This is a genomic window from Natronosalvus halobius, assembly GCF_024138145.1.
Lineage (GTDB): Archaea > Halobacteriota > Halobacteria > Halobacteriales > Natrialbaceae > Natronosalvus > Natronosalvus halobius.
This window is the reverse complement of record NZ_CP099997.1, coordinates 1,671,910-1,687,498: the sequence shown is the minus strand read 5'-3', so window position 1 is coordinate 1,687,498 and position 15,589 is coordinate 1,671,910. Positions and strand designations below refer to the sequence as shown.

The 15,589-nt window shown below is 63.7% G+C and carries 15 protein-coding genes; 10 read left to right on the top strand and 5 right to left on the bottom strand.

The window, feature by feature from the left end; translation table 11 throughout:
- Nucleotides 1-147 precede the first annotated feature (147 nt).
- The 6 genes from NGM15_RS08285 (at nucleotide 148) to NGM15_RS08260 (ending at nucleotide 6,961) form a co-directional block, all read left to right on the top strand.
- Nucleotides 148-2,034 (top strand): glycoside hydrolase family 2 protein, encoded by a 1,887-nt coding sequence (locus tag NGM15_RS08285; protein ID WP_253437742.1) that lies wholly within the window; start codon nucleotides 148-150, stop codon nucleotides 2,032-2,034.
- A gap of 237 nt (nucleotides 2,035-2,271) precedes the next feature.
- Nucleotides 2,272-3,153 carry a coiled-coil protein gene (locus NGM15_RS08280; protein ID WP_253437740.1) on the top strand — a complete coding sequence of 294 codons (882 nt, stop codon included), beginning with the start codon at nucleotides 2,272-2,274 and terminating at the stop codon, nucleotides 3,151-3,153.
- Nucleotides 3,154-3,364: 211 nt separating this feature from the next.
- The gene (locus NGM15_RS08275; protein WP_253437737.1) at nucleotides 3,365-4,093 is read left to right on the top strand and encodes a hypothetical protein; all 729 of its coding nucleotides are present in this window, start codon (nucleotides 3,365-3,367) and stop codon (nucleotides 4,091-4,093) included.
- A gap of 29 nt (nucleotides 4,094-4,122) precedes the next feature.
- Nucleotides 4,123-4,449, top strand: a complete 327-nt coding sequence (locus tag NGM15_RS08270; protein ID WP_253437734.1) for a hypothetical protein — start codon at nucleotides 4,123-4,125, stop codon at nucleotides 4,447-4,449.
- Between the two features lie 309 nt (nucleotides 4,450-4,758).
- Complete coding sequence (locus NGM15_RS08265) at nucleotides 4,759-6,165, top strand: DUF373 family protein (RefSeq protein ID WP_253437732.1); 1,407 nt, start codon at nucleotides 4,759-4,761, stop codon at nucleotides 6,163-6,165.
- Between the two features lie 43 nt (nucleotides 6,166-6,208).
- Nucleotides 6,209-6,961, top strand: a complete 753-nt coding sequence (locus NGM15_RS08260) for a diphthine--ammonia ligase (protein ID WP_253437729.1) — start codon at nucleotides 6,209-6,211, stop codon at nucleotides 6,959-6,961.
- A gap of 210 nt (nucleotides 6,962-7,171) precedes the next feature.
- Here the strand turns inward: NGM15_RS08260 and NGM15_RS08255 are convergent, their stop codons facing one another.
- The 3 genes from NGM15_RS08255 to NGM15_RS08245 all read right to left on the bottom strand — a co-directional run bounded on the left by NGM15_RS08255 (nucleotide 7,172) and on the right by NGM15_RS08245 (nucleotide 9,410).
- The gene (locus NGM15_RS08255) at nucleotides 7,172-8,320 is read right to left on the bottom strand and encodes an AI-2E family transporter (RefSeq protein ID WP_253437726.1); all 1,149 of its coding nucleotides are present in this window, start codon (nucleotides 8,318-8,320) and stop codon (nucleotides 7,172-7,174) included.
- Between the two features lie 61 nt (nucleotides 8,321-8,381).
- A complete protein-coding gene (locus NGM15_RS08250; RefSeq protein WP_253437723.1) occupies nucleotides 8,382-9,080 on the bottom strand; it encodes a CPBP family glutamic-type intramembrane protease in 699 nt (232 codons plus the stop codon).
- A 6-nt stretch (nucleotides 9,081-9,086) separates the two neighbouring features.
- The gene (locus tag NGM15_RS08245; protein WP_253437720.1) at nucleotides 9,087-9,410 is read right to left on the bottom strand and encodes a DUF5789 family protein; all 324 of its coding nucleotides are present in this window, start codon (nucleotides 9,408-9,410) and stop codon (nucleotides 9,087-9,089) included.
- Between the two features lie 260 nt (nucleotides 9,411-9,670).
- On the opposite strand from NGM15_RS08245, the gene NGM15_RS08240 reads away from it, so the two are divergent.
- The 4 genes from NGM15_RS08240 (at nucleotide 9,671) to NGM15_RS08225 (ending at nucleotide 13,260) form a co-directional block, all read left to right on the top strand.
- A complete protein-coding gene (locus tag NGM15_RS08240; RefSeq protein ID WP_253437717.1) occupies nucleotides 9,671-10,552 on the top strand; it encodes a cell division protein CdpA domain-containing protein in 882 nt (293 codons plus the stop codon).
- Between the two features lie 98 nt (nucleotides 10,553-10,650).
- Entirely contained in the window at nucleotides 10,651-11,952 is a 1,302-nt protein-coding gene (gene hisS, locus NGM15_RS08235) for a histidine--tRNA ligase (RefSeq protein ID WP_253437715.1), read from the top strand.
- A gap of 57 nt (nucleotides 11,953-12,009) precedes the next feature.
- Nucleotides 12,010-12,651: a class I SAM-dependent methyltransferase gene (locus tag NGM15_RS08230; RefSeq protein ID WP_253437712.1), complete on the top strand. Its 642-nt coding sequence runs from the start codon at nucleotides 12,010-12,012 to the stop codon at nucleotides 12,649-12,651.
- Nucleotides 12,652-12,711: 60 nt separating this feature from the next.
- Complete coding sequence (locus NGM15_RS08225) at nucleotides 12,712-13,260, top strand: metallophosphoesterase family protein (RefSeq protein ID WP_253437709.1); 549 nt, start codon at nucleotides 12,712-12,714, stop codon at nucleotides 13,258-13,260.
- A gap of 5 nt (nucleotides 13,261-13,265) precedes the next feature.
- Here NGM15_RS08225 and NGM15_RS08220 read toward each other — a convergent pair whose 3' ends face one another.
- Nucleotides 13,266-13,439 carry a hypothetical protein gene (locus tag NGM15_RS08220; protein WP_253437706.1) on the bottom strand — a complete coding sequence of 58 codons (174 nt, stop codon included), beginning with the start codon at nucleotides 13,437-13,439 and terminating at the stop codon, nucleotides 13,266-13,268.
- Nucleotides 13,440-13,520: 81 nt separating this feature from the next.
- Complete coding sequence (locus NGM15_RS08215; RefSeq protein WP_253437703.1) at nucleotides 13,521-15,221, bottom strand: methylmalonyl-CoA mutase family protein; 1,701 nt, start codon at nucleotides 15,219-15,221, stop codon at nucleotides 13,521-13,523.
- Between the last annotated feature and the right edge of the window lie 368 nt (nucleotides 15,222-15,589).

The window sequence follows — 15,589 nt, the reverse complement described above, 5'->3', positions numbered from 1 at the left end:
CGAGTCGATGACGCCATCCCTCTTAAGTCGGCTGAATCCGATTCGTGCGTTTGCTCGAGTCCTCGGGGTGAGCGACGAAGTACAGCGACCTCGACCGGTCCGAACCGTCGCAACACCTATTTGGTCCCCGTTCAGTGAACAGTGGTAATGGCTGGCAAGTGGATGGCTGGCGTCGTCGAATCGCGTTCGGAGGGCGGGCCACCGACCGTCGATCGATGGACCCCCGTTTCGGTCCCCGGTCGACCGGACGGGTTCGCGAAGACGGCGCGTTCGGCCGACGAGCGCCTCGCGTATCGAACGACGATCGCCGATCCTCGGTCGACGCCCGACGCCCGAACGCTGCTCGCCCTCCACGGCGCCTCGGGCCTCGAGTCGGTCCGGATCGACGGTATCGATCGAGAGATCGACGCTGGGGCACCGTACTTCGTCCCGACGAGACTCGAGTTCGAGCCGGAATCCGAAACCGAACTCCACCTCGAGTTCGCGACAGCGCGGACCGCCGGCGGCGTCTACGATACTGACGAGGTACCGCCAGAACTCGGTCTGCCGGGGATCTGGTGGGGCGCGGCGGTGCAAGTGCGCCCGCAGACGTTCATCGACGAGCTGTCGGTGACGCCTCGACTCGAGGGAGAGACCGCGTACATCGACGTCGAGCTCGTCGTCGACGTCGGCGAGGACCCGCTCGACGATTCGATCACGCTCTCGCTTCGCCCGGAGGGGTTTCGCGGCGGCGGAACGATGGACCGCGTCCGCGTCGAGGGCGACCCCGGCGAGCGAGTCGCGGTCTCGAAGACACTCGAGGTTCGGGAGCCGTCGCTGTGGTGGCCGCGGGGATACGGGGATCAGCACCGATACACCGTGCGGGCGAAACTCGGCGAGGACGCGACCGAACGGACGGTCGGGCTCCGGACGGTCGAGCGCACCGACGACGAACTCCTCGTCAACGACCGGCCGATCCGCGCTCGCGGGGTTGCCCGACTCCCCGGCAGCGACCCCCTCCAGGACGTCCAGCGCGCCGTCGACTGCAATGCGAATCTCGTACGCGCGCGAGGTCACGTTCCGCGTCCCGAGTTCTACGACGCCTGCGACGAGGCCGGGTTGCTCGTTTGGCAGGACCTGCCGATCATCGGGGCCGACCCTGAGTTCGAGGTCGACCGCGCGACGAAACTGGCCGAGGCGCTCGTCGAGTACTATGGCTCGCACCCGAGTCTCGGCCTCGTCGGCGTTCGGAACGAACCGGTCGACCCGTTCGCGGACCCGCTCGGGAGCGGCTGGCGGGCCCGCCTGGCATTTCGCTGGCGGGCCTGGCGCGCCGGCGTCGACCAGCGCGGGGCGCTCGAGGTCGCCGACTCGATTCCCGACTCCGTCGCGACCGTCCCCCTAACGGGAGCGCCAGGGCTCGACGCGACCGCCACGACGCTCTACCCGGGCTGGCGCTACCTCGAGGCGACCGACGTCGAGTGGCTCCTCGACCGATACCCGTCCCTCGGGCGGTTCGTCGGCGCGTTCGGAAGCGCGTCGCTCACCGACGACGTCGATCCGGCAGCCGTCACGGGCGTCGACGCCGCGTTGCTCGAGCGACGAGCGACGAGCCCCGAGGAGTCCCTCGCGGAGCAGGCCAAAACTGTGCGGACCGTCGCCGAAGCCCTCCGTCGCCACGAGAGCAGCCTGCTCGTCGCATCGAGCCTTCGGGACAGCGGGCCGGGCGGCGGCACGGGCTTGCTGAGCGTCGACGGCGAGGCGAAGCCGGCGTTCGAGCCGCTCGCGTCCGCCTACGAGCCAGTGCAGGCGGTGCTCGACGCGGCGCCGGTCGGCGGTGGGGAGATTGGAGTGACCGTCGTCAACGACGGTCCCGAACTGCTCGAGACGACGGTTTCCTGGCGGGCGGGCGAACGGTCGGGCGCGACGTCGGTGACCGTCAACGCGACGGGTTGTGCCTCGGCCGGAGCCGTCGACGTCCCGCCGGACGCCGACGCCGTCGTCCTGTCTCTCGAGTTGCCGAGCCGAACGGTCGAAAACAGGTACGGTTTATAAGCTCGTCGTTTGACCGTGCGAGTGAATTACACACCGTATCGGGCCCCCTGGTAACGATTTTCACAGTTGGGTGGACCGGTACATTTAAATGGTACGCACCAGTAGTATCGGGTACCAGAACGCCACCGGGGCGCGTATCGCTCGATGATCGATGACAGGAAATCTTATCACTGGGTTTTCGCGAGTCACGAGCGATTGCGCCGGCCGGTGCGGGTATGGCACCGAAGGTAACTACACATGGTAGACGAATCGAAAAACATCGACCTTACTGACGAAAATCTCGAGAACGACTCCAAAGGACAGCTCATTAAAAAGGCCGGCCAGCTCCGGGACCGACGAAACGACCTGAACCAGATGGCCTCTGAGCGCGCCGGAAAGCGTGACGACCTCAACGCGAAGACTCGCGAGAAGGTCGACGAGGCCCAGGAACACCGCGAGAAGCGCGACGAACTCAACGAGCAGGTCCAGGAGCACAAGGAGAAACGCAACGAACTCAACGCCGAGGCCAACAAGCTCTTCGACAAAGTTGAGACGCTCAAGTCCGACATGGAACTCGACGAGGGCAAGGACCTCGAGCAGCTCGAGTCCGAGATCGAACAGCTCGAGTTCAAACAGCAGACCGAGGTGCTCTCGACCGAAGAGGAGCGCGAACTCATAGAGAAGATCGAGGGAAAGCGCGAGGAGTACGCCGAGCGCAAGGGCAAACTCGATGACAACGACGGCCTCGAGGAACTCGTCGAGGAAGCCGAAGAGGTCCGTTCCGAGGCCTCCCAGCACCACCAGAAGGTGACCGAGCTGGCTGACAAGGCCCAGGAGCACCACAACCAGATGATCGAAGCCTACCGCGAGGCCGACGACATCCGCGACGAGGCCGACGAGATGCACGAGTCCTTCGTCGAGGCCCAGGAGGCTGCCGACCGCCACCACGAGGACTTCGTCCGCGTCCAGAAGCGCCTGCGCGAGATGGACAAGAAAGAGGAGAAACAGCGCCAGTCCGCTCGCGACAAGAAGAAGGAGGAAGCCAAAGAGGAAGCCGAGGAAATCTATCAGAAGTTCAAGGAGGGCGAGACGCTCGACACCGAGGACCTGATGAAGCTCCAGAAGACCGGTCTGCTCTAAGTCCGACGTTCTTCTCTGATCTATCTCAACTCATCGCTGAATTTCTTCCTCGAGGTTAGTATTGACTTACCGTCCCTCGAGCGATTTCTCCATTCTCGTTGTGGAATTCTCCCTGCTAGCGACTCTAGCCACACTATTTGTTACGAATTGTCACAGAGTGGTTGAGAACTCATAATGAACGGATTTTTAATCTATTAGTTATTAGTTCTATATGATGTTTAATGATATCAAGAGAAAAAAGGTGCTTAGAAAAGCAGGTGTTGGTGTCGGAACACTCGGTACATTACCCTACGCAGTAGCAGCGAGCGAGACTACGTCCGCCGAAAACCGTGACGGAGAAATTATTCGAGAAACGGATACATATCTCGTTACTGCGCACAAACACGACAGCAACGTCTATATCGTGACAATTGAGAAAGAGACAGGGGCTGTTTACATGGACACAGTGCCCGCAGATACGTTTGATACGATGACTCCGCAAAAACTGGGTGTCAACGGAGATGAAATCACTCCAGAGGGTCACGATAAGATTATCACACAAAGTGACGGTGGTCACGAATGGGTCGGCAATTGTAGTAACATTCGCTACCAACTCCATCAAGAGGTATACCTGGCAATTGAATTTGGCGAAACCATAGAGGAGTTAACCGCTGGTGGATTAGAAGCGGCAATCTGTGCGCTCGTCGGTTTCAAGTTCGGTGGTCCGGTAGGAGCCGTAGTCGGTGCTGTTGGTTGTCACGCAATCGCCGTTCTTATCCTAGACCACATAACCCTGTCTGGGACGCGGATGACGTGGGGTGCATGGGACTGTCATCGTGGGTTCACTGGTTACTCGAATATCTGTCATGGCGTAACTGATGGTATGACCGACAACGTGGGGAACATTCCAAGCCTGAAACGCATTCCTCACACACATATACAAGAATTCAATTTACCCTAATTCACCAAGAGCATGATGTTCCTATCGATATGAAACAAGTACTTACTGCGGGTGCGGCTATTGCAGCACTTCTCGCGAGTTGCGGATGGATAGTTTCCGGAGGAGCCATCGCTCCGATACCAGGTGCACTCGGCGCGCTCTCCGGGACAATCGTGACAACGTTACAACGTAGACCCTCGAGGAGAGATAAGGCAGCTGGGGTCGCTGTGGCCGCTGGAGTCGTTGTGACGTTCATCGTACTCGACAGTGAAATCGCGTTATTCTTCGGGGCGGTCGTGACGATCAGCATCGTCGTAACTGAACTCGTTTTGTGGCTCCGGTCCAGACTGACTGGAAAGCAAGCAGAAAGGCGGTAACTTCTTTTTGGCTGACGTGCAGGACTATCGGAGCCCCCTCCCGAAATTATCGCGATACTATCCTCAACCGATATCCAGGGTTGAGGCGATCAGAATCGAGCACAAGAGACATCGCTTCGACCGTATCGGCGGAGTGGTTCTGATGGAGAATCACGGACACTCAACAGCCGGATGATCAGAGAACAGAGCATGTTCGAGGGGATTGGCAGTCGGGGACGAACCAGTATCGATCGATATACGACGCGACGACCGGTCCGGCCCGCCAAACGAGTGAGTGGTTTTATCGTCGCAGAGAATGCAACAGAAACCGTGACAACGCTGGTGGTCTGTCTCGACCGAACCGACGACGTCGGTCGACGGACCGGCCTTCGGACGCCAATCGTGGGGTGGGAAGCCGTCCGCGCGCTGGTGACCGACGTCGGCCTCGCCGACCCGGAAGACTCGGGAGTGAACACGTTGCTCGAGTCCCTGCGGGTCGCCCAGAGCCTCCGTGACGACGACGAGGAGACGGTCGTCGCGGTGGTTTCAGGGGACCGCGAGTCGATGGTCTCGGCCGACCGGGCAGTCGCCCGCCAGCTGGACGACCTGATGGCCGAGTACGAACCGGACTCCGCGGTCGTCGTCATCGACAGCGCGGAGGACGAGCGACTCGTCCCCATCGTCGAGAGCCGTCTCCAGGTCGACGCCGTCGACCGGGTGGTCGTTCGACAGGCCAGGGACATCGAGTCGACGTACTACCTGCTCAAGCAGTTCCTGGCCGACGAGGAGCTTCGCCAGACGATCCTGGTTCCCCTCGGATTGACCCTCCTCGTCTTCCCGATTCTCGCCAGCGCGTTTACACCGGCGGTCGGCGCAGCCACGATCACGGCCGTCATCGGACTGTTCCTGCTGTACAAGGGATTCAGTATCGACGAACGGCTGACCAGGACGGCGAAACGACTCCGGGAGTCGCTGTACTCCGGACAGGTTTCGGTCGTCACCTACGTCGTCGCCATCGGGTTGACCCTCGTAGGCCTCTTCGTCGGCGCGCTCGGCGTCTCGACCCTCGAGGACACGCAGGGGGTGCTCGTGCCGACGATGCGCTTCGTCTTCGACAGCGTGCCCTGGTTGGCCGCCGCGGGGCTCACCGCCAGCCTGGGTCGGCTGTTCGACGAACTGATCGACGATGGTCCCCTTCGCAGTTCGTACCTTCACCTGCCGTCTCTCGTCGTCTCCGTTGGACTGGTCGTCCGCGGGTTCAGCGGCTTCTTCCTCGAGCAACAGGGATGGACCGATCCGCTGGTCATCCCCTCGATCCGGATCAACCAACAGGGAATCGGCAGTTTCGCGCTCACGCCGGGTCAGCGGCTGGCGCTCTTCGTTGGCCTGGCTATTCTGCTCAGCCTCGTCGGCGTCTTTACCGTCTCGCGTATTGCCGACTCCGCCGCTGGAAAGGAGTACGCCGACGGTGACGAGCCTGCGGCTGAAGAAGAACCGTCGCGACTGGCGGATGCGGAGTTGACCGACGGTGGGTCGAAACCCCCACGGCCTCGAGACGGAGCGGAGGCGGGGAGCGATAGCGACGATTCGGCCGACCTGGGGCCGAACGCGGAGGGGGAGGACGAAACCGGTGCTAACGTCTACGTCGATACTGGAACCGATGACGACGTGGACACCAGCACAGACACCGACACCGGGACCGACACGAACACCGATAGCCAGCGTGGCCCCGAGTAACCCGACTCGCCACCCCTATGACTCTCGAGTCGAACCATCGAGTATGACACCGGACGATGCCGACGGTTCGACGGGCACGGGCGCCTGGGTCGGCCTCTTTTCGGGCGGCAAGGACTCCGCATGGGCGGTGTATCGGGCACTCGAGCGCGGGCTACCCGTCGAGTGGCTCCTGACGGTCCATCCGGTCGGCGACTCCTACATGTACCACGTCCCCGAGACGCGCCTGACGGCACTGGTCGCCGAAAGTATCGGGATTCCGCTGATCGACGTCGAACCCGACTCGTTCGACGCCGAGTCGGCGGCGGACTCGAGCACACAGGGTGACGACGAACTCGAGCCACTCGAGGCGGCGCTCGCCGACCTCGCGGACGACCTCGAGGGGGATGGCGGGCTTGCCGGGGTCACCGCAGGCGCCGTCGAGAGCGAGTTCCAGACCAGTCGCATCGAAGCGATGTGTGAGCGACTCGAGTGTGACCTGTTCGCACCGCTCTGGCGAGAGGATCCCCGGGAACTGGCCGAATCGATGCTCGAGGCCGGATTCGAGATCGTGATCGTCCAGGTGGCGGCAGCGGGACTCGACGAATCGTGGTTGGGTCGGACGCTCGATTACGACGCGCTGGAGGAACTCGAGGCACTCAACGAGGAGTACGGCGTCCACATTCTCGGCGAAGGTGGCGAGTTCGAGACCCTGGTCGTCGACGGACCACACATGGATCGGCGACTGGACCTCGAGTACGAGACCGAGTGGGAAGGGACCCGTGGACGGATTCGAGTGAGTGAGGCGAGGCTCGAGTAGTCGTTGTCGTGTAGTCTCTGTGTGTGATCCTTGAGTCCCAGGGAATTGTACTGCGAGCGAGTGTAACGAACGAGCGGCCTTTTTTTGGGTCTCCTGGCGAGCACGGCGAGCCAACGGCCAGCGAGCGCTCGCGCTCGCCAGACAGATTTTTGCCGCGAGGGTGAGCGAAGCGAACCCGAGCGGGAAAAAGGCGGGTGTAAAAGGTGGGTTTCAATCCGACTCGCCCGCCGTCTCATCGCCAGCAGCTTTCGCGGCGGACATCTCGAGCGTCGTCGGGCCCGGAGCGGGTTCCTCCGCGAGCGTGGGTCGCGGCTCGAGGTTCCCGTAAGCCTCCCCGAAGACGTTGAGGCCGGCCTTGAACACTGCGAGGAGGACCGGTCCGAGGAACAGCCCCATGATCCCGAGCAGGTAGAGGCCCCCGATGACGCCAACCAGGACGACCGCCGGGTGGACGCCCGACTGGCGGTCGACGAAGATGGCACGCAGGTAGTTGTCGACGACCGAGAGGACCGCGGCGCCGTAGGCGAGCAGGAGGAGTCCGGCACCGGTTTCGCCACTGGCGAGGAGATAGGCGGCGGCCGGGCCCCAGACGAGCCAGACGCCGATGGCCGGCAGGAAGGCGGCGACGATCATGATCAGCGTCCAGAAGGCGACGTTGGAGATGCCGGCGAGCCAGAGTCCAAGGCCGCCGAGGGCACCCTGGACGAGCGCCACCAGGACGTGACTGCGGATGACCGCCCAGGTGACGACCCGAATTTCCTCGAACAGTTCGTCCTGGACGACGGGGTCGAGGGGGGCGATGGCGCCGACCCAGTGAACGAACCGGTCGCCGTCGACCAGGAAGTAATAGAGCAGGAAGACGAGGATGACCAGTCCGATGCCCATCTCCATTCCCGAGTTGAGCAGTCGAACGGATTCGTCCAGCAGAAGGTTGATGACGCGGGTGAGAACGTCGGTTTCGATCCCGGTGAGCGCCTGTTGCTCGAGGGCGGCTACCGTCTGTGGGTCGAGGCCGAGGTCTTCGGCCGTCGTTCGAACACCCTCGAGCAGGTTGCGGCCGTCCAGGTCGCGGAGAAACGAGAATACGGTCTGAAAGAGGACGACCGAGAAAATCGCCAGCGGCACGACGGCGGTGACGACGGCAACGACGGTCAACGCCAGGGCGACGAGTTTCGTCCCGTAGCGATTCCCGAGCCGTGTCGTTTCGAGTCGATCCTCGAAACGCCGCTGGGTGGGGTAGAGCACGAACGCGAGCAGACAGGCAGCCATGACGTACGGAAAGAGGGGAAGAACCATCAGCGCGGCAATGTAGCCGAGGATCAGCAGCGAGAGCACGAAGAACCCGGCTCGAATATCCATAGCGAGTGCTAACGTGACAGTCCTATAAATCTTCACCTTCGGCGGGGCGAGCGGTGACGATTTACAACGGGATGGGGAGCCACTCGAGGGCCTCGAGCAGCCCCGTGGGGTCGAACAGCGGCTCTCGGAGGACCAGCCAGTCCAGGAGCACCAGCCCGGCACCGTGGGCGACGACCGAGGGGAGAATCGAGTTCGAGTGGTAGTCGACGACGCCGAAGAGGACGTCCGTCGGCCCCGAGAGCAGGAACTCGATCGGTGGCTTCGCGGCGTGGTGGATCATGTAGACGACGGGGCTGATGAACACGGCCACGATGCCGATTTCCTTGACGCCGACACAGAGCAGCCCCCGGTAGTAGGTCTCGGCGGCGAGCGCGAGGACGAACAGTTGGATCGCGTGGGGGAGAAACTCGCCCATCGCGAGCGACGTTTCCCACATCGGGTAGTACGCCCGGATCGTGGGGAGCGTCGAGCCGATGAGGTAAATCGGGAGGACGAACAGCGCGAGCAACACCGCGTTGCGGATCGCGACGCGGTCGACGTGCCAGCCGATGTGACGCCCGTGGGTGTAGCCGAGCGCGAGCGGCCCGCCGATCAGGACGATCGAGTCGAAGATCGCTCGTCGACCGATGGACCCGGGCACGTTAGTCATCCAGACGATCGTGAGAACCGCACCCGCGATCAACGACTTCTGGACCCAGGATCGGTTGCGGAGGTGCTCGCGTATCCAGCGGCGAGGGCCCGATTCGTCCACCCGTTCCACGATTCGTTACTCGCTCGAGGTCGATTCGTCGACGGCCGATGCGCCCGAGTCCGCCGTCGCGACTGGACCGGTTCCGACGACGTCGCGGACGTGTTTCTCGAACTCCTGGTGACGCTCGAAGTACGTCTCGTCGACGTCCTCCAGGACGGTCGAAATTGTCCGGGGGCCGTCGGGCGTCCGGATCTCGCTATCGCCCTCGAGCCGGTCGATTTCGCTTTTCTGGATGGGCCAGTGCAGGCGAGAGGTCACGCGAGCGAGGGGGGCTCCCTCGACGGGCGTGTGCTCACCGAGCTCGACGGCGGGCGTCGAATCGTCTTCCTCGTCACTCATAGGCGAGCGTTCGCGAGCCCGTTGATTCAAGCTTTCGTTTCCGGGGGACTGCCATCGGCGGTACTGCAGACCAGCGCTCGCTCGTGTCGCTCGTGTCGCCCGAGACAGCGCCGGTCGTCGCACGAACCGGAGCGTCGGCACTGCTCCTCGGGTCGTTACGCGAACCGACGCGTCGGCGTCGCCCCTCACGTCGAAATCCTCTCTGATTTTTTACATACGTCTGACGTATCGTTTTGTGGAATGAGCCCCATTGGGCGGACATGACAAGCCTGACGGACGTTTACGACGGGGCCGGAACGGGAACGAGCCACCGGCGGCTGTACGCCGGAACGGCACTCGTCGCCGTCGGGGCGTTGCTCTCGGTCGTCGCCGTCGTCGTCGCGACGACCTCGACGTTTGCGAGCCTGTTCGCCGACCAGTACGGGCCGGTGCTGTGGGCGGGGGTGCTCGCTGGTACCGGCGTTCCGCTGGCGCTGCTGGGGGTCTTCGCCGTCCTTCCGGCGAGTCGCCGTGTACAGGCTGCCGCCGTAATTGGCACGAGCATCTGTCTGCTCGGCGTCGTCTTCTTCTCCTACGCCTACCCGGACCACTGGCGAAACTACGGCCAGAACCTCACGCTCCAGGTATCCGTCGTCTACCTCTTCGGCCTCTTCACCGCGATGTGGTGTCTGTTCACCGGCGTCGTCAACTTCAAGACGCGAAACGATCCCGGCGGCATGCTCGAGATGAACGTCACCCGCCGAAACCAGACGAAGGTCGTCGAGGTCGAGTCCTCGAGAGGCGGCCTGGGCGGCATCGGCTTCCTCGGCGGGACGCCCGACGGCGAGGTCGAAACGCAGACTGCAGAGAAGAACGGACCATCCACTTCCGGAAACCCGACCTCGGCAGCCAGCGACGGTGGCTCGACCACGCAGGACATTCGATCGCCGCTCGACGACGGACCGTCCGCCGACGCCACCGAATCGGACGGCATCATCGTCGACGGGCCGACGGCCGCCGATCCGACCGACCGCTACTGCGGGAACTGTCGGCACTTCCAGTACGTCCGAACGTCGAACGGGATGACGCCCTACTGTGGACGCTTCGAGGAGACGATGGACGACATGGACGCCTGCGAGGAGTGGACGCCGAATCGTCGGTAGACCGTCGGAGCCTTTCGAGCCGTTTTTCGCCTGGTCCAGGTCGTGAGAGCCGTCCGGGAACGAAAGAGTAGAAGTGCTCCGTCCGTGAACCACATTCCATGTACGACCGCATCAAGGGCTTTCGTGACTTCTACCCCGGCGAGATGGCCGCTCGCCGCCAGGCGATCGATACCCTCGAGGAGACGGCGCGTCGGTACGGATTTCGAGAAATCGGGACGCCGGCGCTCGAGCGCGCCGAAATGTGGACGGACAAGAGCGGCGACGACATCGTCGACGAACTGTACGCCTTCGAGGACCAGGGCGGCCGGTACGTCACCCTCACCCCGGAACTGACGCCGACGGTCGCCAGAATGGTCGTCGCCAAGCAACAGGAACTCTCGAAGCCGATCAAGTGGTTCTCGACGCGCCCGTTCTGGCGCTACGAGCAGGTCCAGCAGGGCCGCCAGCGCGAGTTCTACCAGACCAACGTCGACATCTTCGGCTCCTCGGAACCGGAAGCCGACGCCGAGATTCTGACGTGGGCTGCCGACGCGCTCACCGGCCTCGGGCTCACGGGCGAGCACTTCGAGTTCCGCGTCTCCCACCGCGACATCCTTGGCGGGATTTTCGAGACTTATGGCGACGATATCGACGTCGACGCGGCCATCAGGGCCGTCGACAAATCGGACAAACTCGAGCGCGCCGAGTACCACGGACTGCTCGCCGACGCCGGGCTCTCGCGAGGGGAGGCCGAGGACGTCGCCGATCTGATCGCCGGGGGCGACCTCGAGGCAGTCGACGCGTTCGCCGACACCGAGCGCGTCACGGCGGCTGTCGAGAACCTCCAGGATGTGCTCGCGGCGGCCGAGGACTTCGGCGCCCGTGAGTACTGCACCATCTCGCTCGAGACGGCTCGTGGGCTCGATTACTACACGGGTGTCGTCTTCGAGTGCTTCGACTCCGCGGGGGACGTCTCGCGGTCGATCTTCGGCGGCGGGCGCTACGACGACCTGATCGAGTCCTTCGGCGGTCAGCCGACGCCCGCGGTCGGCGTCGCCCCCGGCCACGCGACCCTGCCGCTGCTCATGCAACGCGCCGGCGTCTGGCCCGCCGAGGAGGTGACGACCGATTACTACGTCCTCTCGGTGGGCGACACCCGCTCGGAGGCCTCGCGGATCGCTCGCGACCTCAGAAACCGGGGGCACGTCGTCGAGAGCGACGTCGCCGGGCGCTCCTTCGGCGCCCAGCTGGGGTACGCCGACTCGATCAACGCCGAGACGACGGTTATCGTCGGCGAGCGCGACCTCGAGAACGACGAAATCACGGTCAAGGAGATGTCCTCGGGCGACGAAGTCCAGGTTCCAGTTACCGCGTTCCCCGGCGACCTCGACCGGCCGACCATCGGCGATTTCGACGCCTGAGGTGGCGCCGTCCATTGTGAACGGACCTTCTTGCTCGAGCGCCACGAAGAACGAGTCGTGACCGACGAGGAACGACGACGCTGGAACGACCACTACGAGGACTCAACACACCGCTCGCCCGGCGATCCGTCGGCCGTTCTCGAGGCTTTCGTGGACGACATCCCCGCGGGCCGGGCGCTCGACATCGCCACCGGCGGCGGGCGAAACGCCAGATTCCTCGCCGAGTGCGGGTGGAGGGTCGACGCCATCGACATCTCGAGCACCGTACTCTCGCGGGCTCGAGAGCGGGAGCAGGACCGCGAGCGGTCGCTCGAGCGGAGGCTGGGGATCAACTGGATTCTGGCCGACGTGGATCGCTACGGGTTTCGCCTGAACGCCTACGACCTGGTCACGATCAGTTTCTTCGACGCTCGCGACCGCCTGCCCGCGATCCTTGACGCCCTCGCCCCTGGTGGGGTGCTCGTCTACGAGCACTACCTGGACGACGCGAACAGCGGTGGCCCCGGAAGCCCCGGAAACCGCTACCGCTTCGAGCCGAACGAACTCCTCGAGGCCTGCTCGAGGCTCGAGATCCGGTACTACGCCGAGCGGGATGTCGACGGCGAGCGGCTGGTGACCCTGGTCGGCCACCGACCGGAGGATCCCGCGGGAGGAGAGTCCGAGCACGGGGAGTGGTTTCCGACGTTTCGCGTCCCCTGAATCGTCTCCTCTGACTCGAGCGACCAGAACTATTTTTTGGCCGTCCAACGCACGACAGGTATGCGACTCGCCGTCATTTCCGATACGCACATTCCCGAGCGAGCAGACGCCATCCCGGACGACTTCCGCGAGCGCATCGCCGGCGCGGACCACACGATTCACGCCGGCGACTTCGAGACCCCCGAGGCGCTCGCGGAGATTCGCGACCTCGCCGCTGACCTGACCGCCGTCCACGGCAACGCCGATCCGGCCAACCTCGAGTTGCCAGCGGTGGCGGACGTGACCCTCGAGGACGTCACCTTCGTCGTCACCCACGGCACGCTGAACCCAGTCGAGGCGGCCGTCTACGGCCACGACGGGATGGTCATGACCGACGAGGACTGGGCGAACGCCATCGCGGACACCGCTCGAGCGCGGACCCGCGCGTGGGACGGGGAGGGGGTCGTCGGCATCGGTGGCCACACCCACAGGGTCGAAGACCGTGTTCACGAGGGAATTCGGCTGCTCAACCCGGGCTCGGTGACGGGGGCTGACCCCGCCGAGAAGGCGACGATGATGACCGTCGACGTCCAGGACGGTGAGTTCGAGGTGACGCTGTACGAGGCCTGACCTGGCTATCGATAGCGCTGGAGCATCGCCCACCCCAGCACGCCGGTGACGGCGAGGACGATCAGCGTGCTGACGACGTAGACGAGCGCCGTGAATACGGGGCCCAGAAGAACGACGAGAATCACGACCAGGAGGACGATGATGACGTTGAGACGAAAGATGACGGGGTCGTCGGACATTATTTCGGCTCGGTTTTAAAACACTAAATATATTTTGATGGAGGCGGACGACTCGAACAGGATGGGCGACTCGAGGCCCGCTCAGGCCAGCCCGATCTGTTCGGTGTAGGCGCCGTAGTGGTCCTCGAACACCTGCATGATCTCGCCCATCGTCGCGTACGCCTTGACGGCGTCGACGATGGCGGGCATCGTGTTCTCGTCGCTCTCGATGGCCTCCTTCAGGTCATCGAGGGCGGCTTCGACGGCCGCGTCGTCGCGTTCGGCCTTCGTTCGCTCGAGGCGCTCGAGCTGGGTTTCCTGGGCGGCCTCGTCGACGTGAAGGATTTCGGGGCTGGTGTCCTCCTCGATGGTGAACGTGTTGACGCCGACGACGACCTCCTCCTCGCGCTCGACGCGTTCCTGGTACTCGTAGGAGGCCTCCTGGATCTCCCGGAGGAAGTAGCCGTCGTCGATGCCCTGGAGGATACCGTCGCGAACGGAGCCATCGCCGAGGTCGCGGATGTGTTCGATGTACTCCATTGCCTGCTGTTCGACCTCGTTGGTCAGGGCTTCGACCGCGAAGGAGCCGCCGAGCGGGTCGACGATGTCCGCGGCGCCGGACTCCTCGGCGATGATCTGCTGGGTTCGAAGGGCAACGCGAACGGCTTTCTCGCTGGGCAGGGCGAGCGCCTCGTCGAAGCTGTTGGTGTGGAGGCTCTGGGTTCCTCCCAGCACTCCGGCGAGCGCCTGGACGGTGACGCGAGCGACGTTGTTGATCGGCTGCTGAGCGGTCAGCGACTGGCCGGCGGTCTGGGTGTGGAACTTTAGCCGTTTGGACTCGGCGCGCTCGGCGTCGTACCACTCGTCCATCACGTGGGCGTAGATTCGCCGTGCAGCGCGGAACTTGGCGATCTCTTCGAAGAAGGAGTTGTGGCAGTTGAAGAAAAACGAGAGACGTGGCGCGAACTCGTCGACCTCGAGGCCCCGGTCCATCGCGTCCTCGACGTAGCCGAAACCGTCCGCGAGGGTGAAGGCGAGTTCCTGGACGGCCGTCGAACCGGCCTCGCGGATGTGATAGCCCGAGACCGAGATGGGGTGGAACTTCGGGGTCTCCTCGGTGCTGAACTCGACGACGTCGGTCACCAGGTCGAGGGCGGGTTCGGGCGGGATGACCCACTCCTTCTGGGCGATAAACTCCTTGAACATGTCGTTCTGGAGGGTACCACGAACCTGGTCGCGGGGCACGCCCTGCTGGTCGGCCAGCGCGACGTACATCGCGTAGATGACGGGCGCGGAGGGGTTGATCGTGAAACTCGTCGAGACCTCGTCCACGTCGATGCCGTCGAACAGCACCTCCATGTCCCGCAACGTGTCTACGGCGACGCCCTCCCTGCCGACCTCGCCGTCGCTCATCGGGTCGTCCGAGTCGAGCCCCATCAGCGTCGGCATGTCGAACGCCGTCGACAGACCAGTCTGTCCCTGTTCGATCAGGTAGTGAAAGCGCTCGTTGGTCTCCTCGACGGTCCCGAACCCGGCGAACTGACGCATCGTCCACGTCCGGCCGCGGTACATCGTCGGGTACGGCCCTCGCGTGTAGGGCTCCTCGCCGGGAAAGCCCAGATCCTCGAGGTAGTCCAGGTCCGAGACGTCGTCGGGGGTGTACAGTCGGTCGACCTCGAGGTTCGAGACCGTCGCGAACCGGTCCTTTCGCTCCCCGAAGCGGTCCACCACGGGCTCGAGCGTCTCCGATTCCCACTCGGATTCGGCGTCCTGGATCGCCTCGAGATCCGCATCGTCGTACATGAGCGTACATATTGCCGGACGGTCCATTAAGGATTCCGGGAACGGTCGATACGCCGGCGTCATCGACGAGGTTGAGGGATGCGGAAGCGCGATTTGCTCGCGTTGCTTGATCCTCCCGACGTGTAGCGGAACGGCGGTGCGAGGCTAGGCTGCATCTGCAAGCAGCATGGTAACGCACGGCCCGCTCGAACCTCTCAGTGAGTGAGCGGCGGCCACAGTCGCCGCTGCATTTGGAGGGTGAGACGTATGCACATGCGACGACAGACGACCAAAGACGTAGACGGCCGGTGGAACCGTTCGCGAGTGACCGGTCACCGACACCGTCCCTGGGATCGTGTCCGAGACCGGAACCAGGGCCGGCAACGATC